The sequence below is a fragment of the Bradyrhizobium tunisiense genome (genome assembly GCF_042263385.1).
In the GTDB taxonomy this organism is placed as follows: Bacteria; Pseudomonadota; Alphaproteobacteria; order Rhizobiales; family Xanthobacteraceae; genus Bradyrhizobium; species Bradyrhizobium tunisiense.
Genome location: NZ_JBHLEV010000011.1, coordinates 194,892 through 213,105, shown reverse-complemented (window position 1 = coordinate 213,105; position 18,214 = coordinate 194,892). Strand labels below are relative to the sequence as shown.

Sequence of the window (18,214 nt, the reverse complement as noted above, 5' to 3'; positions counted from 1 at the left end):
GGTGCGCTGAGACAAGCTCATCGTTTCCGAGGACGACAGAAGAGCCGGTGCAGGGTTGAAAACAGCTCTTCGACCCGGCGGTCCGCGATGCGATACCACATCGTTTGGCCGTCGCGTCGGGCAGCGACGACGCCCTCTGCCTTCAGCTTGGCGAGATGTTGGGACAGTGCCGAGGCGGAAAGGCCGACGTCGTCGGCGAGAGCACTGGCGGCAACCTCGCCATACTCCACCAGCCTGCAGAGGATGAGCAGGCGGTGCTCGTTCGCGAACATGCGCATGAGCGCAGCCACTTCCTTGGCCTGTCGCTCCAGTTCGGTCGTGTTCAAGTGGGGCATGACAGCGGTTTCAATAGCATCTGTATTGCAGCAGTCAAACACGCTCGCACGAGCAATGTTTGCGAGAGCGTGGCGACGCAGCGAGACCGCCACAGCTGGTGTGCCCTTGTGCGTCGCCCTGATCAACGAGTGATTTCAGGACGACAATCCCAGGTCGGAGCGCAGCTCACCAAATCGAATCGCAAACTAGCAGCGGCACCAGATCGGAGCTGACGCTCGATGTACGATCAGGGGCCGGTGCCGCGGCATGACACGCGATTGTCTCGGGCCTATACGCAGGTCTGCGCGCCACCTTTCAGCTTCACGGGGATCGCGAGGTTGCGCACCCCGTTGGCTTCGGCCGGCGGGAATTTGCCGGCGCGGATATTGACCTGAATGGAAGGCAGCAGCCTAGGCGCCGAAAGCTTGGTGTCTCGCGCCTGCCGCAAAGCCACGAATTCGTCTTCCGGAACGCCGTCCCTGACGTGAACGTTGTTCTCGCGTTGCTCGCGTACCGTGGTCTCCCACGCGAACGTATCACGGCCTGGGGCCTTGTAGTCGTGACACATGAACAGCCGCGTCTCCGGTGGCAGCGCCAGCAGCCGCTTGATCGAACGGTAGAGCTTGTGAGCATCGCCGCCGGGGAAATCGGCGCGCGCGGTGCCGTAGTCCGGCATGAACAGAGTGTCGCCGACGAATACGGCATCCTCGATCTTGTAGGAGATGTCCGCCGGCGTATGCCCCGGCGTGTAGAGAACCTCGACGTCGAGTTCTCCGATCTTGAAGCGCTCGCCGTCGCGGAACAAATGATCGAAATCGCTGCCGTCGGTTTTCAAGTCGGTGGCGTTGAAGATCGGTCGAAAGATGCGCTGGACGTCCGTGATGTGCTCTCCAATGCCGATCTTCGCGCCGGTCCTCGCCTTGATGAACGGCGCGCCCGAGAGATGGTCCGCATGTGCGTGCGTTTCCAGCACCCGTTCGACGGTATAGCCGGCATCTTCAGCAGCTTTCAGCATCGCCCCGACAGATCGCGTATCCACTTCGCCCGAACTGTGGTCGTAGTCGAACACCGGGTCGATGATAGCGGCCTTTCTCGTTGCGGGATCACCGACCAGGTAGCTTACCGTATTGGTCGGCTCGTCGAAGAATGATCGGATGATGGGTCGTGACATGTCTGGAACCTCCTGATGTCATCGTCCGGTTGGTCTTGACGGATATATTAGCATAAACTAAATAAGCAATGTCTAAAATACAAGAGGAAGGCCCGATGGCATCTCCAACGTTTGATCCGGAAACCTTCGAGAAGCAGGCCGTCGAGGTCGCCGCCATCTTGCGGGCGCTCGCGAATGAGCGCCGATTGATGATCCTGTGCAGGTTGGTTGAATGCGGCGAGGACAACGTCAGTTCCCTGGCTCAAGCCGTGGACCTGTCACAATCGGCCCTGTCCCAGCACCTTGCGAAAATGCGCGACGAGGGTCTCGTCGCGTTCCGGAGGGAGAGCCAGACGCTCTGGTATTGCATTGCCGATCCGCGCATCGAACAACTCTTCGCAACGCTCTACAAGCTGTTCTGCGCGCCCGTCAGAACGAAGAGCAGATGAGCAACATAGGAGCCGATAATGTCGCTACCCACTATCAATCCCGCTCAAGCTCGTAGTCTCCTCGCGAAAGGCGCTATTCTCATCGACATCCGCGAACCGGACGAGCACGCCCGCGAAAGGATCGTGGGCGCTCGAAACCTGCCCTTGCCGAAGCTCGACGAGGCGGATCTTGCGGCGCATCAGGGCAAGCAGGTCATTTTCCACTGCAAGAGCGGCGCCCGCACGCAGATCAACGCAGCGCGGCTCGCGTCTAAACTGAACGGAAGCTGCGAAGCCTTCATCGTGGAGGGCGGGCTCGACGCTTGGCGCAAAGCGGGTCTGCCGGTTGAGAACGAGCGCCATTGAGCCTACGGCCTCAACGCCAAATGCAGATCGGTGCCCACTGATCGCCGCAGCGGTGCCGGCCTGTGGCCGTCTCGATGTGAGTGCCCTGGAAATTGCGGGGGCTGCCAAGTGCCGTCAGGAGTTGCATGACGGCGAATTGAGGAGTTCACAATGCTGTCGCTGACCCAAGGCGCGCTCGGCATCGCCTCCGGTTCGTTGGTCGGCTTCTCGCTGGGGCTGGTCGGCGGCGGTGGCTCTATTCTGGCCGTCCCGCTCCTAATCTATCTGGTCGGAGTGACCGACCCGCACGTCGCGATTGGGACGAGCGCCATCGCCGTCGCGGCGAACGCGGCTGCCAACCTGGCCAACCATGTCCGTGCCGGAAACTTGAAGTGGCGCTGCGCCTCCGTGTTCGCGGCCGCCGGTGTGGCTGGGGCCTTTCTCGGCTCCACTCTCGGCAAGATCATGGATGGCCAGAAGCTGCTCGCCCTTTTCGCGCTGGTCATGCTGGTAGTGGGCGCGCTGATGCTGAGAGGAAACTCCGGCGAGGGCGAGCCATCGGTAAGGCTGAGCCGGGAGAATCTGCCGAAGCTTGTTGCCTTTGGCCTCGCCACGGGAGCCTTGTCCGGTTTCTTCGGGATCGGCGGCGGCTTCCTGATCGTCCCCGCCCTGATCGCCGCCACCGGCATGCCCATATTGTATGCGGTAGGTTCCTCCCTCCTGGCGGTCACCGCGCTCGGGCTGACAACTGCGGCGAACTACACCGTGTCCGGTCTTGTGGATTGGTCTCTCGCCGGGTTGTTCATCGTCGGCGGCGTTCTCGGCGGGCTTCTCGGCGCCCGCTCCGCAACCTCCCTTGCCGGCCGCAAGGGCGCGCTGAATGCGGTCTTTGCGGCGCTCATATTTGCAGTCGCGGTCTACATGCTGGTCCGCAGCCTTGGCCTGATGTGACTTGGCCTGATGTGACGAGGCTTGCCCGAGCTCTTTCTCAGAGCCATCTGTCCGAGAGATAACTGCTGAGCTGTTTCGTTCTTCCAAGCATTGGCTCCCGAGATCTGCTGCCCGCAGAGTGTGCCAGCCAAGTTCCTTGTCGAGGTTCTGGATCATTTCGGGTTCGAGTTGTCCTACCGGCAGCGCTGACGCGCTGTCGATCTGCCACGTCTGTTGCCTCAAATCGAACTGACCTTGCAGCGAGCGCGGACAACATTAGACGCCCGTTCTCGCCGATAGTTCGTCCGCCAACGGCTCTCCCACGCGCTGTCAATGGTCCACGCGCAGTCCCTTGAAAATCGTACCGCACTTTGCCCTCCACCGACTTTGCCCGATACTCGAACTCGGCGAGCAGCTTCAGCTCGACCCAAATGCCTTGTGAGAGATCCGCTTCGAGTAGGGCTGCGTGTTCCGGATCAACGGCTTCAGCCGCTTTTGGAGGTTGGCTGCGGAGACCTTGTCGAAGCCGTGATCGAGCTTTCCCGCGTAGACTTGGTCGTCGCCCCGGCCGAGGTAGATGCCATCTCATTTCGCGGAATGCATCCTTCGCGCAGTGCAAGACGATTCGACTGCCGCGCCCAGACCGGGCTGCTATGCTCGGGCGTCCTCTTAGTGCTGCGATCTTGGCTTTGCCACGCTTCAGCAGGTTGGATATCCGCGACATTTAGGGCAGCGACAGATCGCGTACGAACGGCGGCTCGTGGCGGACTATCAAGGCGCCGTGCCACGAGTTAAGCTGCCCGCCGATAGGAGAACAGGGCCTCCGCAATAGTGGGTCTCGCGATGTAGCGGACCAGTGACTTGAACCCCCGACGTTTCGACTGTCTCGATCTGCCAACCACCACGCCTCTTGTGGTTGGATTTCCTTTTGTAAGGCATTGATCTCCAATGATCGGATTTTGATTCAGTTGGAAAATTTCTCCTGAGAAATCAACGGCGGCAGCGTGTCTCTTAATCAGCGGGTCCCAGGTTCGAGCCCTGGTGCGCCCACCACCCTTAAGCGATTGGCCCGCAAGGGCTTTTTTAAATTCCGCGACAGAACAAACTGGGTCTCGTGCGACGCTTTTGATGGTCGTACGTCGCACGCCGTGCGACGAGCCGGATAATTAGGGCCGAAGCTCATCCACCGCTGAAACGCGCAGCAAAATGAGACCTACTGGTCTGCGTTCAGCTCCTCATGCCTTCCTTCCGCACCTGCAATTCAAGCCTGTCGATACCGGAATCGGCACGAGCCGCATCGCGGGCGCGGTAGTGCTTCACGATAGTCTGCGCGCTTCGGTATGAATGCCCGGCGCCGTTGACGAACATCAGGGCCGGGCAAGGCTTAGACGCCATGCTGTCTCATGGCCATTGCTGTCGCGAGCGGTCTGCGCATCCAGCCATTCCGCTAATGCGCGCTTGCGCTGATCGACCGCTCGAGCGCGCTGCGCCTTATTCTCCTCATCGAGAGGAAGGGGCGAACAGCTTGTCGACGTTGGCGGTCGACACCCAATGGCGATAGGTAGTCTCGTCGTAAGGCTCACCATTGTCCTCGTTGACCACGAGTTCGGGTGGGACCTTATCCAGTTGAAGCCGAAGCTTGAGTTCCTTTATTCGTGCATGCGAGGCGTTTAGCCGTGCGCTGAGCAACGACCTCAGTCGCGAAACATCCTGCGGCAGGCGCTGTCGATCAAAGACTTGGAATTGCCGATGCTACTGCCATGTGTGCTCGACTATTATTTAGGGCTTCAGGCTGTCCGGCTTCATGCTCGGTGCCGAGTAGCGCCTGCGAATGCGCGCGCGCGACTTCGGCCGGGTCGGAAGCAGGCAGAGCTGACCGAGAAAACGTTTTCCCGAAGCTCAATCGCTGTCTGACAGGTTACGACTCGCGCACTCGTGCCAATAAGATGGTCTCTTCAATCGTAACGCAATCCGTGCGGGTCGGAGGGGGACGCTTAGGATATTGGCCAATGTCAGTATCGACCTGTATTTTGACCTGCTGGCAGCTCTTAGAAGTCGCCGTCAGATCGCGTACAACGTGGCGTTCGAGGACAACCAGAGCAGCAGGGAACCTCACCGCGCTCTTGCTTCCAGGACAACGCCGGATCGGCAGCTTCAGTCGTGGCTACGGCCGGCATTGGAAAGCAGCAGGCGGACGCGAAGACCCCTCGGTTCGTTGTCGAGCAGCAGCAGCGTTCCTCCATGCGCGGTCACGATCGCCTGCGTGATCGCGAGGCCGAGGCCAAATCCCGCCGTTTCGTCCATGGTGCGGGCTTCTTCTCCTCGCACGAAGGGTTCCAGCATCGCCGCCTTCTTCTCATTGGGTATTCCAGGGCCGTCGTCGACGACGTCGATGATAATCTGGTCTCCGGCGATCAAGAGCTCGACGCGGACTTCGGTTCCGAAGCGCGTGGCGTTTTCGACCAGGTTTGTGACCGCGCGAATGATCTCGTCCGGCCGGACGATGAATGCGGCTCTGTCCGGACCGAGATAATGCACCGCGTGGCCGCTATCGGAAAACTGGTCGCAAACCATCTGGAGCAGCGCGGCAACGTCGACCAGTGTCGGTCTGGCAGCGCTTTCACTGCGCAACAAGGAGAGTACCGACTCCAGCATCGACTGCATCTGATCGAGATCGCGTACGGTCTGTATGCGCTGGGCCGCGTCCTCGATATATTCCGAGCGCAGCCGCAATCGCGTGATCGGCGTGCGCAGGTCATGGCTGATGGCGGCGAGCATGCGGTTTCGCTCGTTCATCAGCGCCGTGATGCGCTCGCGCATCCGGTTCAGCGCCCTGGCTGCGGACTTGATCTCCTCCGGCCCGTTTTCCGGCAACGGCGGCGAGGACCGGTTCAGGCTGAAATTCTCCGCCGCGCGCGCGAAGGCCAACAGAGGCGAGGACAGGGCGCGGCCGGCCCATATGCCGAGCAGCGTGACGCTCGCCACCAGGAACAGCAGCGTGGAGGTCCAGAGGCCGCTGACGAAGGCCGGCATCTTGGACGATCCGATCGTTGCCTCGAGCACGTCGTCGCCCGCCAGATAGAACCACACCCGGTCCTGCTGCGCGCCGGTGCCGGGAATGAACTCGGCCCGACCGCCAAGCGCTGACGGGATGGACATGGGCGTCCGCGCCGGCAGCGGCGTCGCGGACGTGGAAACACTTTCCCGCAATTGCAGCTTGAGCGCTGGAAAGGTCCGGCTGATGCTATCGAGGACGACCGCGCGCTCGGCCTTGGGCGTATTGCCGATGATCTGGGCGATCAGCTCGAACTGCTCGACCGGCGCATCGGTCAAGAGCTTCGGACGGCTGAGCAGGAAATACCCGGCAATCAAGACGTGGATCAGGACCAGCGAGACCAGTACCAGGGCCGCGATCTGGCCGCTGATCCGCCTGAAGCTGAACAGCGCCAGGATGCCGGCGGTGCGGCTCATACTTCCTCCACCACCGGCGTGAAGACGTAGCCGCCGGTGCGGACGGTCTTGATGATAGACGTCTCTTCCGTGCGGTCGAGCTTGCGGCGCAGCCGGCTGACCAGCACGTCGATGCTGCGGCCAAAGCTGCCGCCGGGACGGCCGCGCGTTATGCTCAGGAGATTGTCACGGGTCAGGATGCGGCCGGCCCGTTCGCAGAAAGCCTGCAGCAGATCGAACTCGGCGCTGGTCAGCGGCACCTGAGCGCCCTCGGGGTCGCGTAGCTCCCGCAGGCGAAGATCGATCGTCCACTCCTGGAATTTGAGCCGCGTCGCCGTGGAGCTGGTCGTACGCTCGCTCGATTGCCGGCGCAGCACGGCGTTGATCCTGGCAACCAGCTCGCGCGGGTTGAACGGTTTCGGCAGATAATCGTCGGCACCCATCTCGAGGCCGAGGATCCGGTCGAGGTCCTCGCCCTTCGCCGTGAGGATGATGATCGGCGTCATGGATTCCATGCGCACGCGGCGACACAGGCTGAGGCCGTCCTCTCCCGGCAGCATCAGGTCGAGCACGATCAGATCGACCTTGTTCTGCGAGAGGTAGCGGTCCATCTCCTTGCCATTGGTGACCGCGCCCGCCGAAAACGAATGCTCGCGCAGATAGCGCGAGATGAGGTCGCGGGTCTGCCGGTCGTCTTCGACGATCAGGATGTTCTGCGTGCCGTTGGTCATGACTGATATCGCATCGGGTGTCCCGATCGTTGGTCGATTTGCGGACGATTGTCTCGTCCGAAGAACTACGGTCATATTGCAATCCTAGAATTAGTCACGGCTCAAAGCCACTACGGGGTCGAGGAAAGCGGCGCGGCGGGCGGGGAAGAAGCCGAAGGCGACCCCGATACCGGTCGAGGTCAGGAACGCCGCCCCGATCGAGAACATCGAATAGGTGACCTGAAACCCCGGGATCGCGAAATTGATCGCCGTGCCGAGCAGGAGCGCGATCAGAATGCCGGCGATGCCGCCGATCGACGAGATCAGCGTCGCCTCCACCAGGAACTGCTGGAGAATGTCGCTGCGCCTTGCGCCCACCGCCATGCGCACGCCGATCTCGCCGATCCGCTCCGAGACCGACACCAGCATGATGTTCATCACGCCGATGCCGCCGACGACCAGCGAGATCACCGCGATCGCGGCCACGAGGAAGGCCAGCGTCTGCGTCGTGCTGGTGATGGTGCGGCGGATGTCGTCGGTGTTGAGGATGACGAAGTCCCTGGTGTTGTGCCGCTGCGTCAGCAGCGTGGTGACCGCATCCTGTGCCAGCGCGGTCGAGATCTCGTCGCTGATCCGGAGCAGGATGCTGCGCAGCGAGCGGTCGCCCGTGAACTGCGCCTGCACGGTGGTGTAGGGAAGATAGACCGAGAGGTTCTGGTTCGAGCCGAACCCGCCCTGCTGCTGGGCAATGACGCCGACGATGCGACAGGGCACCTTGCCGAGCCAGATGACGCGACCGATCCCTGCGGTCTGGTCGTCGGCGAAGAAGGTCTTGCGGGTGTTGTCGTCGATGACGACCTGCCGCTCGATGTTGCGAACCGCATCGGCGTCGAACAGGCGTCCTTTCGCGAGCTTGGCGCCCTTGACCAGGAAGTAGCTCTCGCCGACGCCGTTGACCAGCACGTTCGATTCGTTGCCGCGGTAGCGGATCGTCGTGCTGGTCGAGACCGTCGGCGTGACCCCGGCAATGAAACTCTGCTGACCGAGCGCGCGGGCATCGCCGAGGACGAGCGTCTTGATCTTGCCGGCGCGCGCATCGCCGAAGTCCTTTCCCGGAAACACCTCGATCGTATTGGTGCCGAGGCTCGAAATGTCGGACAGCACCTTGCGCTGGGAGGCGTTGCCGAGCGCGACCACGGACGACACCGCGGCGATGCCGATGATGATTCCGAGCATGGTCAGGAACGCGCGCAGCCGGTGTGCGGCCATCGCCACCAGCGCCATCCGCGAGGCTTCCCGCAGGCGCCGCAATGCACCCGGCCAGCCATGACCGCTCTCCCACGAACTCCGGGAGGCCGGTGGCGACGGTTCGGAAATATCTGCGGTTTCGGTTCGGCGGTCGGCTGCGATCCTGCCGTCCCGCAGTTCGATGATGCGCTCCGCCCTTGCCGCGACGTCGGCATCATGGGTGACGATGATGATCGTCCGCCCCTCGCGGTGCAGCTCCTTCAGAATCTTGAGGACCTCCTCGCCGCTGCGGCGGTCGAGCGCGCCGGTCGGCTCGTCTGCCAGGATGACCTCCGCGCCGTTGATCAGCGCGCGTGCGATCGAGACGCGCTGCTGCTGGCCGCCCGACAGCTGGTTCGGGCGATGGCCGCGGCGGTCGTTCACGCCCAACCTCGCCAGCAGCTTTTCGGCGCGCGCGCGGCGCTCCCTGGCCTTCATCCCGGCATAGATGGCGGGGATCTCGACGTTCTCGGCGGCCGAGAGGTCGCCGAGCAGATGATAGCGCTGGAAGATGAAGCCGAAATGCTCGCGGCGCAGCGCTGCCAGCGCGTCCGCGTCGAGCTCCGAGACGGTCTTGCCGGCGACGCGATAGGTGCCGGAGGTCGGGCGGTCGAGGCAGCCGAGGATGTTGAGCAGCGTCGATTTGCCGGAGCCCGACGAGCCGATGATCGCCACCATCTCGCCGGGCTGGATGTCCAGCGAGAGATCGTCGAGCGCGACCACGCTGCTGTCGCCGGCCATGAACTCCCGCCGGACGTTCTCGAGCGCAATGATGGGGTCGGCCATCTCAGGGACCTCCGGACGGGCCGCCGGGCATGCCGCGCGATGCGGTCTGCTCGCTGGCTTCTCCGGTGACGACCCGGTCGCCTTCATCGAGGCCGGACCTGATCTCGACCGTCGTGCGGTCATTGAGTCCGGTCTTGACCTCGCGTTCGTGCGCGTCACCCGACGCATCGAGAGTGCGGACGGTGCTGCGGCCGTCGGATTTCCGCATCAGCGCGAGCGCGGGGATGACCTTCACGCGCTTGGCCTCACCGGTGATGATGTGCACCTCGGCGGTCATGTAGGTCCGCAGCGAAAGATTCTTGTTGGGGACGTTGAAGACGCCGATGTAGTAGATGGCGGTGCTGGTGGAGCTCGACGAACTCGTGCTCGAGCTCGATGTGGTGGTCGAAGAGAAGCTCGCGTCGCTCTTGATCGATTCGGGGGCCGGCTCGATCTGCTCCAGCCTGGCCTCGTAGCGATGGTCCTGGTCGCCCAGGATGGTGAAGTAGAGGGGTTGTCCCGGCTTGACCTTGACGATGTCGGCCTCGGAGATCTCCGCCCGCACCGTCATGGTCTCGAGTTGGCCGAGCACGACGATGGTCGGCGCGGACTGCACCGCGTTGACTGTCTGCCCCTCCTGCACCACGGTGGCGAGCACCGTGCCGTCGATGGGCGCGGTGATCCTGGTGTAGTCGAGGTTGACCCTGGCCGTCTCGACGCTGGCTTCGGCTCCCACGATCAGAGCTTCGAGCGCGGCAATCTGGGCACGGGTCTGCCGCACCGTCGAATCCGCGCTGTCGAAATCGCTGCGCGAGGTGGCACGCTGCGCCAGCGTCGCCTGCTGGCGCGCGAGGTTGGCTTCCGCCAGCACCAACGCGGCTTCCTTCTCGAGCTTCTGAGCCCGGTAGTTCTTGAGCGAAGCTTCCGAATTGCGCAGATCGTTCTGCTTGGTGACAGGGTCGATCTGGGCGATGACGTCGCCGGCCTTGACCGTGTCGCCGACGCGGACATTGAGGGCGGTGATCCGGCCCGACACCTGCGCGCCGACGGCGGTCAGGCGCGCCGGCTTGAGCGTGCCGCTCGCGAGCACCTCCTCGCGCAGATCGCTGACGGTGACCAGCGCAGTGATGTAGGACTGCGTCTTGCTCGACGTCGCCGGAAAGCGCATGGCGGCCACCACCCCGGTTGCCACGACGGCAACCACCGCGGCGGCAATCTTCACGCGCCTGGCGGTGATGATATCGGTCACTTCACCGTCTCCCGGAAGTGTGGTCCTGTGTTGGTGTCCACGATGATCGGCGTCGATGTGTCGACCGGATCGGACCAGCCGCCACCGAGGGCCTTCGCCAGGGAAATGTAGTCCTTGGCCGCGGATACCTTGCTCTGGATCAGCGAATCCTCGGCCGAATAGAGCGAGCGTTCGGCGTCCAGCACGTCGATGAAGCTCGCGCTACCGGTCTCGAACAGCGATCGCGACAGCCGGGCGGCCTCGCGATAGTTCTTCGCCGCCTCGGCCAACTTGACCCCGCGAACACGCTCCTGCGAAATCGACACCAGCGCGTTCTCGACGTCTTCAAGTGCGGTGAGCAGCGTCGAATGGAACGTCGCGAACGCCTGGTCGCGTTGCGCCTCCGCGATCTTGACCGTCGCCAGGCGCTTGCCCGCGTCAAAGACCGGCACCGTGACCGAGGGGCCCACCGACCAGCTCACGCTGGAATATTTTGCGAGATCGCCGGCACGCAGGGCAGAAGTGCCGACGGAGCCGGTGAGCGACACCGCTGGATAGCGGTCCGCTTCGGCCGCGCCGATCTTGGCGGTGGCCTGCGCCAGCTTGCGCTCGGCGCTGGCGACGTCGGGGCGGCTCTTGAGGAGATCGGCGGGCAACCGCGTGGGCAACGGCATGCGCGGTGCAGGCACGGGCGCGGACCGTGCCATCAGCAAAGCGACGCCGTCGGGCGGCCTTCCGAGCAGGATGCCGAGCCGATGAATATCGGCCGCAAGCGCCGCCTGATAGGTCGGAACGTTCGCCTCCGTGCTCGCCGCTTGTGCCGTCGCCTTGGCGAGATCGACGGCATTGCCGCTGCCGGCCTCGTATTTGCTGCGGGTGAGCTTTTCGGTGTCGCGCTGCGAGATCGATGTTCGCCGCGCCAGCGCGATCCGTGCCTGGTAGCCGCGCGCCTCCACGTAATAGGCGGCAACGTCGCCGATGAGCGTGACGAGGCTGTCGCGCAGATCCTCCTCCGCCGATTGCTGCCCCCGGACCGCCGCCTCGACGTTCCGCTGCGTGCCGCCGAACAGGTCGAGCTCCCAGCTCGAATCGAAGCTCGCTTGGTGCAGCGTGTAGGGCGCTGTGTCGACGATGGCCGAGGCGGAGCCCGCGCTGCTCTTGTTGTCGGTCACCGAGGCCGAGCCGCTGACGGAGGGAAACAGGCCTGCGCCGGTCTGCTGAACCGTTGCGCGCGCCTCGCGCACGACCGCCTTGGCTTTGGCAACATTGGGGTTGGCTTCGACGGCCTGTTCGATCAACTGGTTGAGCAGGGGATCGCGCAGGCGCATCCACCAGCGACCCAGCGTGCCGGATTGACGCCGGGAAGTTGGTTGTGCGCTCCAGTGCGACGGCATGACCAGCCCGGGCGGCCCGGCATAATCCGGCCCGACGGCGCAGCCAGCCAGTGCGGCAGCCAACATCAGCACGACGCAAGCCGATCCGGTGCGCGACAGGGCGGCGCGTAACGGGGACGGCGTCGAGTGATGGTTCTCCTCTGCGGATAGCGCGAGAACGGCGACGAACAAGTGTGACGGCATCAAATCGGCTGAGATCCATGAGCCTTGCCGCGGGACGTGCGGTGGCCCATTGGCCTTCGGAAGGGTAGGATGTACAGGCCCCCAGTAGCCGCGCGATCGTGGCCTTTCGGCAGCCGGAATGTTGCTGGATGTAAACAGATGTTGCGGGGCATCTCGCGCCGCCGCACGGTGCCTGTCAGGCAAGACATCGATCCTGTTTCGCCGCTGCGTCAATCCTTTCTGCAAGAACATTCCTATTTACCGAAATGCGGTGGACGCGGCAGCGTCGGCATGAGAGGTGCGGGCAGGGCGGGTAGTCCCTGTGAGCCCGCGGCCGCGTGCGGACTAGGCCTCGTCTCGTTTGTAAGTTTCCGGCTCCGTCGACAGGGCCGGGAAAACTGCGGCGAAATGGCGGGCCGTGCGTATGGCAAAACCGTGTGGTCCTGGCCGTCGTTGTCACGGTCAAGCTGTCTGCGGAGGTGCGAGCGAGCCCAACCGGGCGGACTGCATCATTCAAATTCGCGGGGCGAGGGAGGCCAGAAGGAAAGTGCGGCTCCCGGGAGGGCGCGGCATAAGCCGTTCGACCATCGCGCAGGGAAGGCCGCGTGTTGGGCTTCACCTGTATGCTGCTGTGCGGTCACCACGAGATCGGAATTCTCTGCGTAAAGCCACCCAGGTCCGAGTCCGGGTTCAGGGGTTGACGGTCGAGCGGCCGGTTGCCGTTCTCGCGTGCGAACGGTGTGCCGGATGGCAAGGCGTAGTCGGTGAATTTGCGCTCTCCCGGAAGCACTTCGGTCCCGCCATCGAGCCACGAGCGTTTGCTCACGTAGACGCGCGTATGCGGGCCGGACTGGTACGACCGGTTGGGGCCGTGCGGACCATACTCGTACACGATCTCGTGCGACGCTTGTCGTTGGTTGCGCTTGCGGGTGGTTGCGGCCTGGACGGAGAGGGTCGAGGAAAGGACGACGACCAGCATCGTCCTGGTTACGACAAGCGCGTTCATCGGCAAATGCCCCATGCGAATTCTCGATGCGTCGCCTCTCGCACCGACGTGAGAGGCTGTAAAGAACTCTGCCGTTGCGCGATGTTGCTGCGCGTGCGGATGGTGGCGCTCCCTGCGCGCGCATCGGCATGCCGGTCGTTCGCCGATGAAGCCTCGTGCGCTCGTCATGATGGACGCACTCGAGCGATTGATCCGCAAATCAATCTCAACGACTGGAAACAATCCAGAAATCTCAAAGCCACATCTCGGCCACAGCGGTCTCGTCTCAGAGCAGGAGGTGCTCTTGAGGTGTTGGAATGTCGGTGTTGCGGGCCTTGCTGATTGCAGTGATGACGAGTGGCGTATGCGTTGCGAGCTCAATTTCGCTCGTGCTATTACCGCAGCCGGCGGCCGCACAGGGGGTGGAGACGATCGCGGTGGAGGGCAATCGCCGCGTCGAGGCCGAGACGATCCGCTCCTATTTCAGGCCCGGACCGGGCGGCCGCCTCGATCAAGCCGCCGTCGATGACGGACTCAAGGCGTTGATCGGGACGGGCCTGTTCCAGGACGTGAAGATCGGTCAGTCCGGCGGCCGTCTCGTGGTCGCGGTGGTGGAAAATGCCGTGATCGGCCGTGTCGCCTTCGAGGGCAACAAGAAGATCAAGGACGAGCAGCTCTCGGCCGAGATCCAGTCCAAGCCGCGCGGGACCTTCTCGCGGGCGCTGGTGCAATCCGACACGCTGCGCATCGCCGAGATCTACCGACGTTCGGGTCGGTACGACGTGCGCGTCACGCCCGAAATCATCGAGCAGCCGAACAACCGCGTCGATCTCGTCTTCACGGTCGAGGAGGGCGCCAAGACCCCGGTCAAGTCCGTCGAGTTCATCGGCAACAGCGCCTTCTCGGCCTCGCGATTGCGCGACGTCATCAAGACCCGTGAGAGCAACCTGCTCAGCTTTCTGGGCAACAACGACGTCTATGATCCCGACCGCGTCGAGGCCGATCGCGACCTGATCCGCCGCTTCTATCTCAAGAACGGCTTTGCCGACGTCCAGGTCGTCGGCGCACTCACCGAATACGATCCGGAGAAGAAGGGCTTCCTCGTCAGCTTCAGGATCGAGGAGGGGCAGCAATATCGGGTCGAATCGGTGAGCTTCCGTTCCAGCATCGTCAATTTCGACGCGGGCGCGCTGCGCACCTACTCGCGCGTCAATGTCGGCTCGCTCTACAACGTCGAATCGATCGAGAAATCGACCGAGGAGATGCAGATTGAAGCCTCGCGCCGCGGTTATGCCTTTGCCGTAGTTCGTCCCGCCGGCGACCGCAATTTCGAGGCGCACACCGTCTCTGTCGTGTTCAATGTCGATGAGGGGCCGCGGACCTATATCGAGCGCATCAACCTGCGCGGCAACACCCGCACGCGCGATTACGTGATCCGCCGCGAGTTCGACCTCTCGGAAGGCGACGCCTACAATCGTGCCCTGGTCGACCGTGCCGAGCGGCGCCTCAAGAATCTGGACTACTTCAAGAACGTCAAGATCGTCACCGAGCCGGGCTCCTCCAGCGATCGCGTGATCCTGATCGTCGATCTCGAGGAAAAGTCGACCGGCGACTTCTCGGTTTCGGGCGGCTATTCGACCACCGACGGCGCGCTGGCCGAAGTCTCGATCTCAGAGCGCAACCTGCTCGGTCGCGGCTTTTACGGCAAGGCCTCGGTCACCTACGGTCAATATTCCCGCGGAATATCGCTGTCCTTCGTCGAGCCGTATCTGCTCGACTACAGGCTGGCTCTGGGCTTGGACACCTATTGGCGTGAGCAGAAGTCCAACAGCTACACGAGCTACGGGGTGACAACCCTGGGATTCTCGCCGCGCATCGGTCTTGCCTTGCGCGAGGACCTGTCACTCCAGCTGCGCTATTCGCTCTATCGGCAGACCATCTCACTCGCCAGCGCCTACAACAATTGCAACAACAACGCGGCGAATTCCTCGCTGGCCTTCAACCCGACGCCGGCCTACATCCAGAATGTGCTGGGCGGTGTGGACCCGACCAATTCCACGGATTCCGGCGTTTATGGATACGGCTGTTATGGCGACGGGGAGTCGAGCCTGCCGGTTCGCAAAGAGCTGGCGAACGGCGCGACCTGGACGTCGGCGCTCGGCTATACGCTGACCTACAACACGCTCGACAACACCAAGAACCCGACGGACGGCTTGCTGATCGACTTCAAGCAGGACTTCGCCGGCGTCGGCGGAGACGTAGCTTATCTGAAGACCGCGTTCGACACCAAATATTACACGCCTCTGGTGTCCGAGATCGTCAGCGTTATCCATCTGCAGGGCGGCCTGTTGAACAAGATCGGCGACAAGGATCTGCGCATGCTGGATCACTTCCAGATGGGGCCGAGCCTCGTGCGAGGCTTCGCTTCCAACGGCATCGGTCCGCGCGACATCAGCTATTGGAGCCTGGGCGCGAGCGGCGATGCGATTGGCGGCACGAAATACTGGGGCGCGTCGATGGAGGTGCAGATGCCGTTCTGGTTCCTGCCCAAGGAAGTCGGCCTGAAGGGCGCGCTCTACGCCGATGCCGGATCGCTCTGGGGCTACCAGGGCCCGACCTCGTGGTCGGCCACGGGCGAAGTCAATACCAAGGCCTGCCCGACCTGCGGACTTCAATATGACGACAGCAGCGTGGTGCGATCGTCGGTCGGCGTCGGCCTGATCTGGGCCTCGCCGTTCGGGCCGTTGCGCTTCGACTACGCCGTGCCGCTGACGAAGGGCAAGTACGACACGGTTCAGGAGTTCAGGTTTGGGGGTGGCACTTCGTTCTAGCTGGACGCCCGCCGCTGCAGGTCGAGAGAGGAACGCGTCAATCTAGGAGAGAACCGCGAGCATTGGCAGGCCAAGGAGATCCCGCGAAGGCGAATCGCTCATTTTGGGCGCTCGGCGGCAGTCCAGGCCATGATCGTCCTTGTCGATGGTCATCGTGGAGGGTCATCGTCCCGTCGAACGCCAAGCTCACATGAGCAGGCGGCACGCCAGAATCGATGCGGATGTTGGTGTCGGAGAATTGGACACGCGGAGCTGCGCGACTGCGGCCTTGCCGTGCGGGGGCCGGACGATCGCGTTCGCGGTGCCGGAGCATCGCCTGGCGCTCCGCGCAGCCTCGCACCGCGCTGGCGGCCCTTAATTCATCATCGCAAGCGCCGGACGCCGGCCTTCGCTGGGCTCGATGATGCCGGGGAGATCGGTGGCCTCGCCGGCGATCAGACCCGACATCTGCCAGAACAGGTACGCAAGGCGAGATAACACCATCCGCTCGCGCTCGGCAGCAACGGTCCCGTCAGGAATCGTCACGGTCTCCAGGCCGACTATTTTCTTGAAATCCGGCCAGATCATCATTGATTGTGCGATCACGGAATAGCAGCGTGAATCGTCGTCGCTCTCGTCGGGCGCCGGTGGCAAGCCCGGATATTGCGCCGGCGCGGCGTAGAACTTGTAGGCGCCATAGCCGAGCTGGAGCAGGAGCTTTTCCGGAACTGCGACATCGGCCGCAAAGGATATCAGCCGTGCTTCGTTCAACACGTCAGGCTCGATCGCGCTGAGGTCCGGTGCGCGGAGCGCCGAACAGAAGGAGAGATCGCGATTGTGCTCGCGGAGCAGATTGGCCAGCGGCTGCTGTTGTTGCACGGTGTCGGTGAGCAGGATGATGGTCTTGAGCATCGTGAGGTGTCCGTCAGGGGAGGATGTGGCGAGCGGTCATGAGCGCTTCGTCGGAAGCGTGGCAGCGAAGAAGTCGTTGGCGATGCGCTGTCCCGGCGCGATCTCCAGGACGCGGCAGCGCGCTTGGGCGGCGGCCTCGCGCGCGGCACCGACGTCTTCCTGCCAGGCGCAGAGCGACAGCTCGAGCCGGCTGTACCCGCCGCAATCGGTGGCATAGGCGCCGGTCACGGCCTCCACAGTCGCGGCCACCACGCCGGCATCGCTGGCCGAGACGTTGCGCAGGATTACGGCGATGCCGTTGCCGGTCTCGGCTTTCGAGGTCATCACCATGAAGGCGTCGCGGGCGCCGGTGCGGCCGGCGCGACGGGCGACACGCACTATGCTCGCAAAGCCGGGATCGGGACCGAGCTCCAGCGTCGTCGTCTGCTGGTCATGCAGGATCGTGGCGCGCGAGGCGCCGAGGTCGCCTTTCAGTGCGTGATAGGATCGCGGCAGCCATACGGTGTCGAGCGGCACCTGCGACGACGTCAGGCTCCAGGCCTGATCGAGCAGATAGCCCTCCCAGATCGCAGGATAGGACGCGGCGAGTTGCTGCCACGTGCGCAGCATCATCTCCGCAGCTTTGGTGCGGCCGAGATAGAGCGTGCGCGCCGACATCTCCCAGCGACTCCACTTGTGCAAGGCCAGGTCGCAGCCGAGGAAGGACGGCAGCAGCGGCGCCTCGCGCAGCACCGCGCCGGCTTCGACGAACAGCAGCGGCTCGCGATATTTGTTCCACATCCGCATCATGAACTCGGCCTTTTCGAAGCAGAGGATGCGGTCGCCGAGCTGGGCTTCGACCGGCTCGATGTGGCAGGCGAGGTCGAGCCGTTCGAGCGAATGTTGGAGCGCGAAGGCCGCGGTTGCGTCGCCGCCGCGCGGATAGCAGGAGACGATCCGCGGACGCAGGGTTGATGAATCGACGGCGGAGAGGAATTTCGACCAGCCGATGCCGCCCCACCACATCTCGTGCGGTCCGTCCGCGCCACAGGGGCCGACAGTGCCGAACTCGGTCAGCTTAGACTTGAGGAAGTCGAAGCCGGGGTTCTCGCCTCTGGGAATGACGACGGCGCAGCCGGGATTGAGCGAGCGGTAGATCAACTCGGCGGCCGCGCCGCTTGGCGGCTCTCGAAGAATGACGACGCCGTTGCGCCGCCCCTCGCTGACGCCATCCAGCGTCGGTGCACCGTACCGGCTGACCAGCCAGGCCAGACGGTCGTGCTGGGCCTCGCCGAGCCGGATGCCGCCGGATTGCAGTAGCCGATCAAGATTCGCGTGCGTCCCGTCCGTCAATTCCGTGCCCC

14 protein-coding genes and 1 pseudogene are annotated in these 18,214 nt (G+C 63.5%); 4 read left to right on the top strand and 11 right to left on the bottom strand.

From position 1 onward, the window contains the following. Window positions 1-17 precede the first annotated feature (17 nt). Entirely contained in the window at window positions 18-335 is a 318-nt protein-coding gene (locus ACFDR6_RS33155) for an ArsR/SmtB family transcription factor (protein WP_239626115.1), read from the bottom strand. Between the two features lie 269 nt (window positions 336-604). Continuing rightward, a complete protein-coding gene (locus tag ACFDR6_RS33150) occupies window positions 605-1,486 on the bottom strand; it encodes an MBL fold metallo-hydrolase (protein ID WP_375860910.1) in 882 nt (293 codons plus the stop codon). A gap of 95 nt (window positions 1,487-1,581) precedes the next feature. Between ACFDR6_RS33150 and ACFDR6_RS33145 the strand changes: the two genes are divergently transcribed. From ACFDR6_RS33145 to ACFDR6_RS33135, 3 genes are all read left to right on the top strand, one after another. After that, window positions 1,582-1,914, top strand: coding sequence for an ArsR/SmtB family transcription factor (locus ACFDR6_RS33145; RefSeq protein ID WP_375860909.1), 333 nt, complete (start codon window positions 1,582-1,584; stop codon window positions 1,912-1,914). An 18-nt stretch (window positions 1,915-1,932) separates the two neighbouring features. Continuing rightward, entirely contained in the window at window positions 1,933-2,259 is a 327-nt protein-coding gene (locus ACFDR6_RS33140; protein ID WP_375860908.1) for a rhodanese-like domain-containing protein, read from the top strand. 150 nt (window positions 2,260-2,409) lie between these two features. Beyond that, entirely contained in the window at window positions 2,410-3,189 is a 780-nt protein-coding gene (locus ACFDR6_RS33135) for a sulfite exporter TauE/SafE family protein (protein WP_375860907.1), read from the top strand. A 309-nt stretch (window positions 3,190-3,498) separates the two neighbouring features. Here the strand turns inward: ACFDR6_RS33135 and ACFDR6_RS33130 are convergent. The 7 genes and pseudogenes from ACFDR6_RS33130 to ACFDR6_RS33100 form a co-directional block, all read right to left on the bottom strand. Then, window positions 3,499-3,753, bottom strand: a pseudogene (locus tag ACFDR6_RS33130) (ATP dependent DNA ligase); the annotation flags it as partial. Between the two features lie 1,569 nt (window positions 3,754-5,322). Further along, window positions 5,323-6,639 (bottom strand): ATP-binding protein, encoded by a 1,317-nt coding sequence (locus tag ACFDR6_RS33125; protein WP_375860906.1) that lies wholly within the window; start codon window positions 6,637-6,639, stop codon window positions 5,323-5,325. Then, entirely contained in the window at window positions 6,636-7,349 is a 714-nt protein-coding gene (locus tag ACFDR6_RS33120) for a response regulator (RefSeq protein ID WP_375860905.1), read from the bottom strand. Before ACFDR6_RS33120 ends, ACFDR6_RS33125 begins: the two co-directional genes overlap by 4 nt. Window positions 7,350-7,439: 90 nt before the next feature. Then, complete coding sequence (locus ACFDR6_RS33115) at window positions 7,440-9,401, bottom strand: MacB family efflux pump subunit (RefSeq protein ID WP_375860904.1); 1,962 nt, start codon at window positions 9,399-9,401, stop codon at window positions 7,440-7,442. 1 nt (window position 9,402) lies between these two features. Beyond that, window positions 9,403-10,629: an efflux RND transporter periplasmic adaptor subunit gene (locus ACFDR6_RS33110; RefSeq protein ID WP_375860903.1), complete on the bottom strand. Its 1,227-nt coding sequence runs from the start codon at window positions 10,627-10,629 to the stop codon at window positions 9,403-9,405. Next, entirely contained in the window at window positions 10,626-12,185 is a 1,560-nt protein-coding gene (locus ACFDR6_RS33105; protein ID WP_375860902.1) for an efflux transporter outer membrane subunit, read from the bottom strand. Before ACFDR6_RS33105 ends, ACFDR6_RS33110 begins: the two co-directional genes overlap by 4 nt. 616 nt (window positions 12,186-12,801) lie before the next feature. Beyond that, window positions 12,802-13,185 (bottom strand): hypothetical protein, encoded by a 384-nt coding sequence (locus ACFDR6_RS33100; RefSeq protein WP_375860901.1) that lies wholly within the window; start codon window positions 13,183-13,185, stop codon window positions 12,802-12,804. 314 nt (window positions 13,186-13,499) lie between these two features. Between ACFDR6_RS33100 and bamA the strand changes: the two genes are divergently transcribed. Beyond that, complete coding sequence (gene bamA, locus ACFDR6_RS33095) at window positions 13,500-15,980, top strand: outer membrane protein assembly factor BamA (RefSeq protein WP_375860975.1); 2,481 nt, start codon at window positions 13,500-13,502, stop codon at window positions 15,978-15,980. A 354-nt stretch (window positions 15,981-16,334) separates the two neighbouring features. On the opposite strand, the gene ACFDR6_RS33090 is transcribed toward bamA, so the two are convergent. Beyond that, window positions 16,335-16,871, bottom strand: coding sequence for a hypothetical protein (locus ACFDR6_RS33090; protein ID WP_375860900.1), 537 nt, complete (start codon window positions 16,869-16,871; stop codon window positions 16,335-16,337). A gap of 36 nt (window positions 16,872-16,907) precedes the next feature. After that, window positions 16,908-18,203: a hypothetical protein gene (locus ACFDR6_RS33085; RefSeq protein WP_375860899.1), complete on the bottom strand. Its 1,296-nt coding sequence runs from the start codon at window positions 18,201-18,203 to the stop codon at window positions 16,908-16,910. Between the last annotated feature and the right edge of the window lie 11 nt (window positions 18,204-18,214).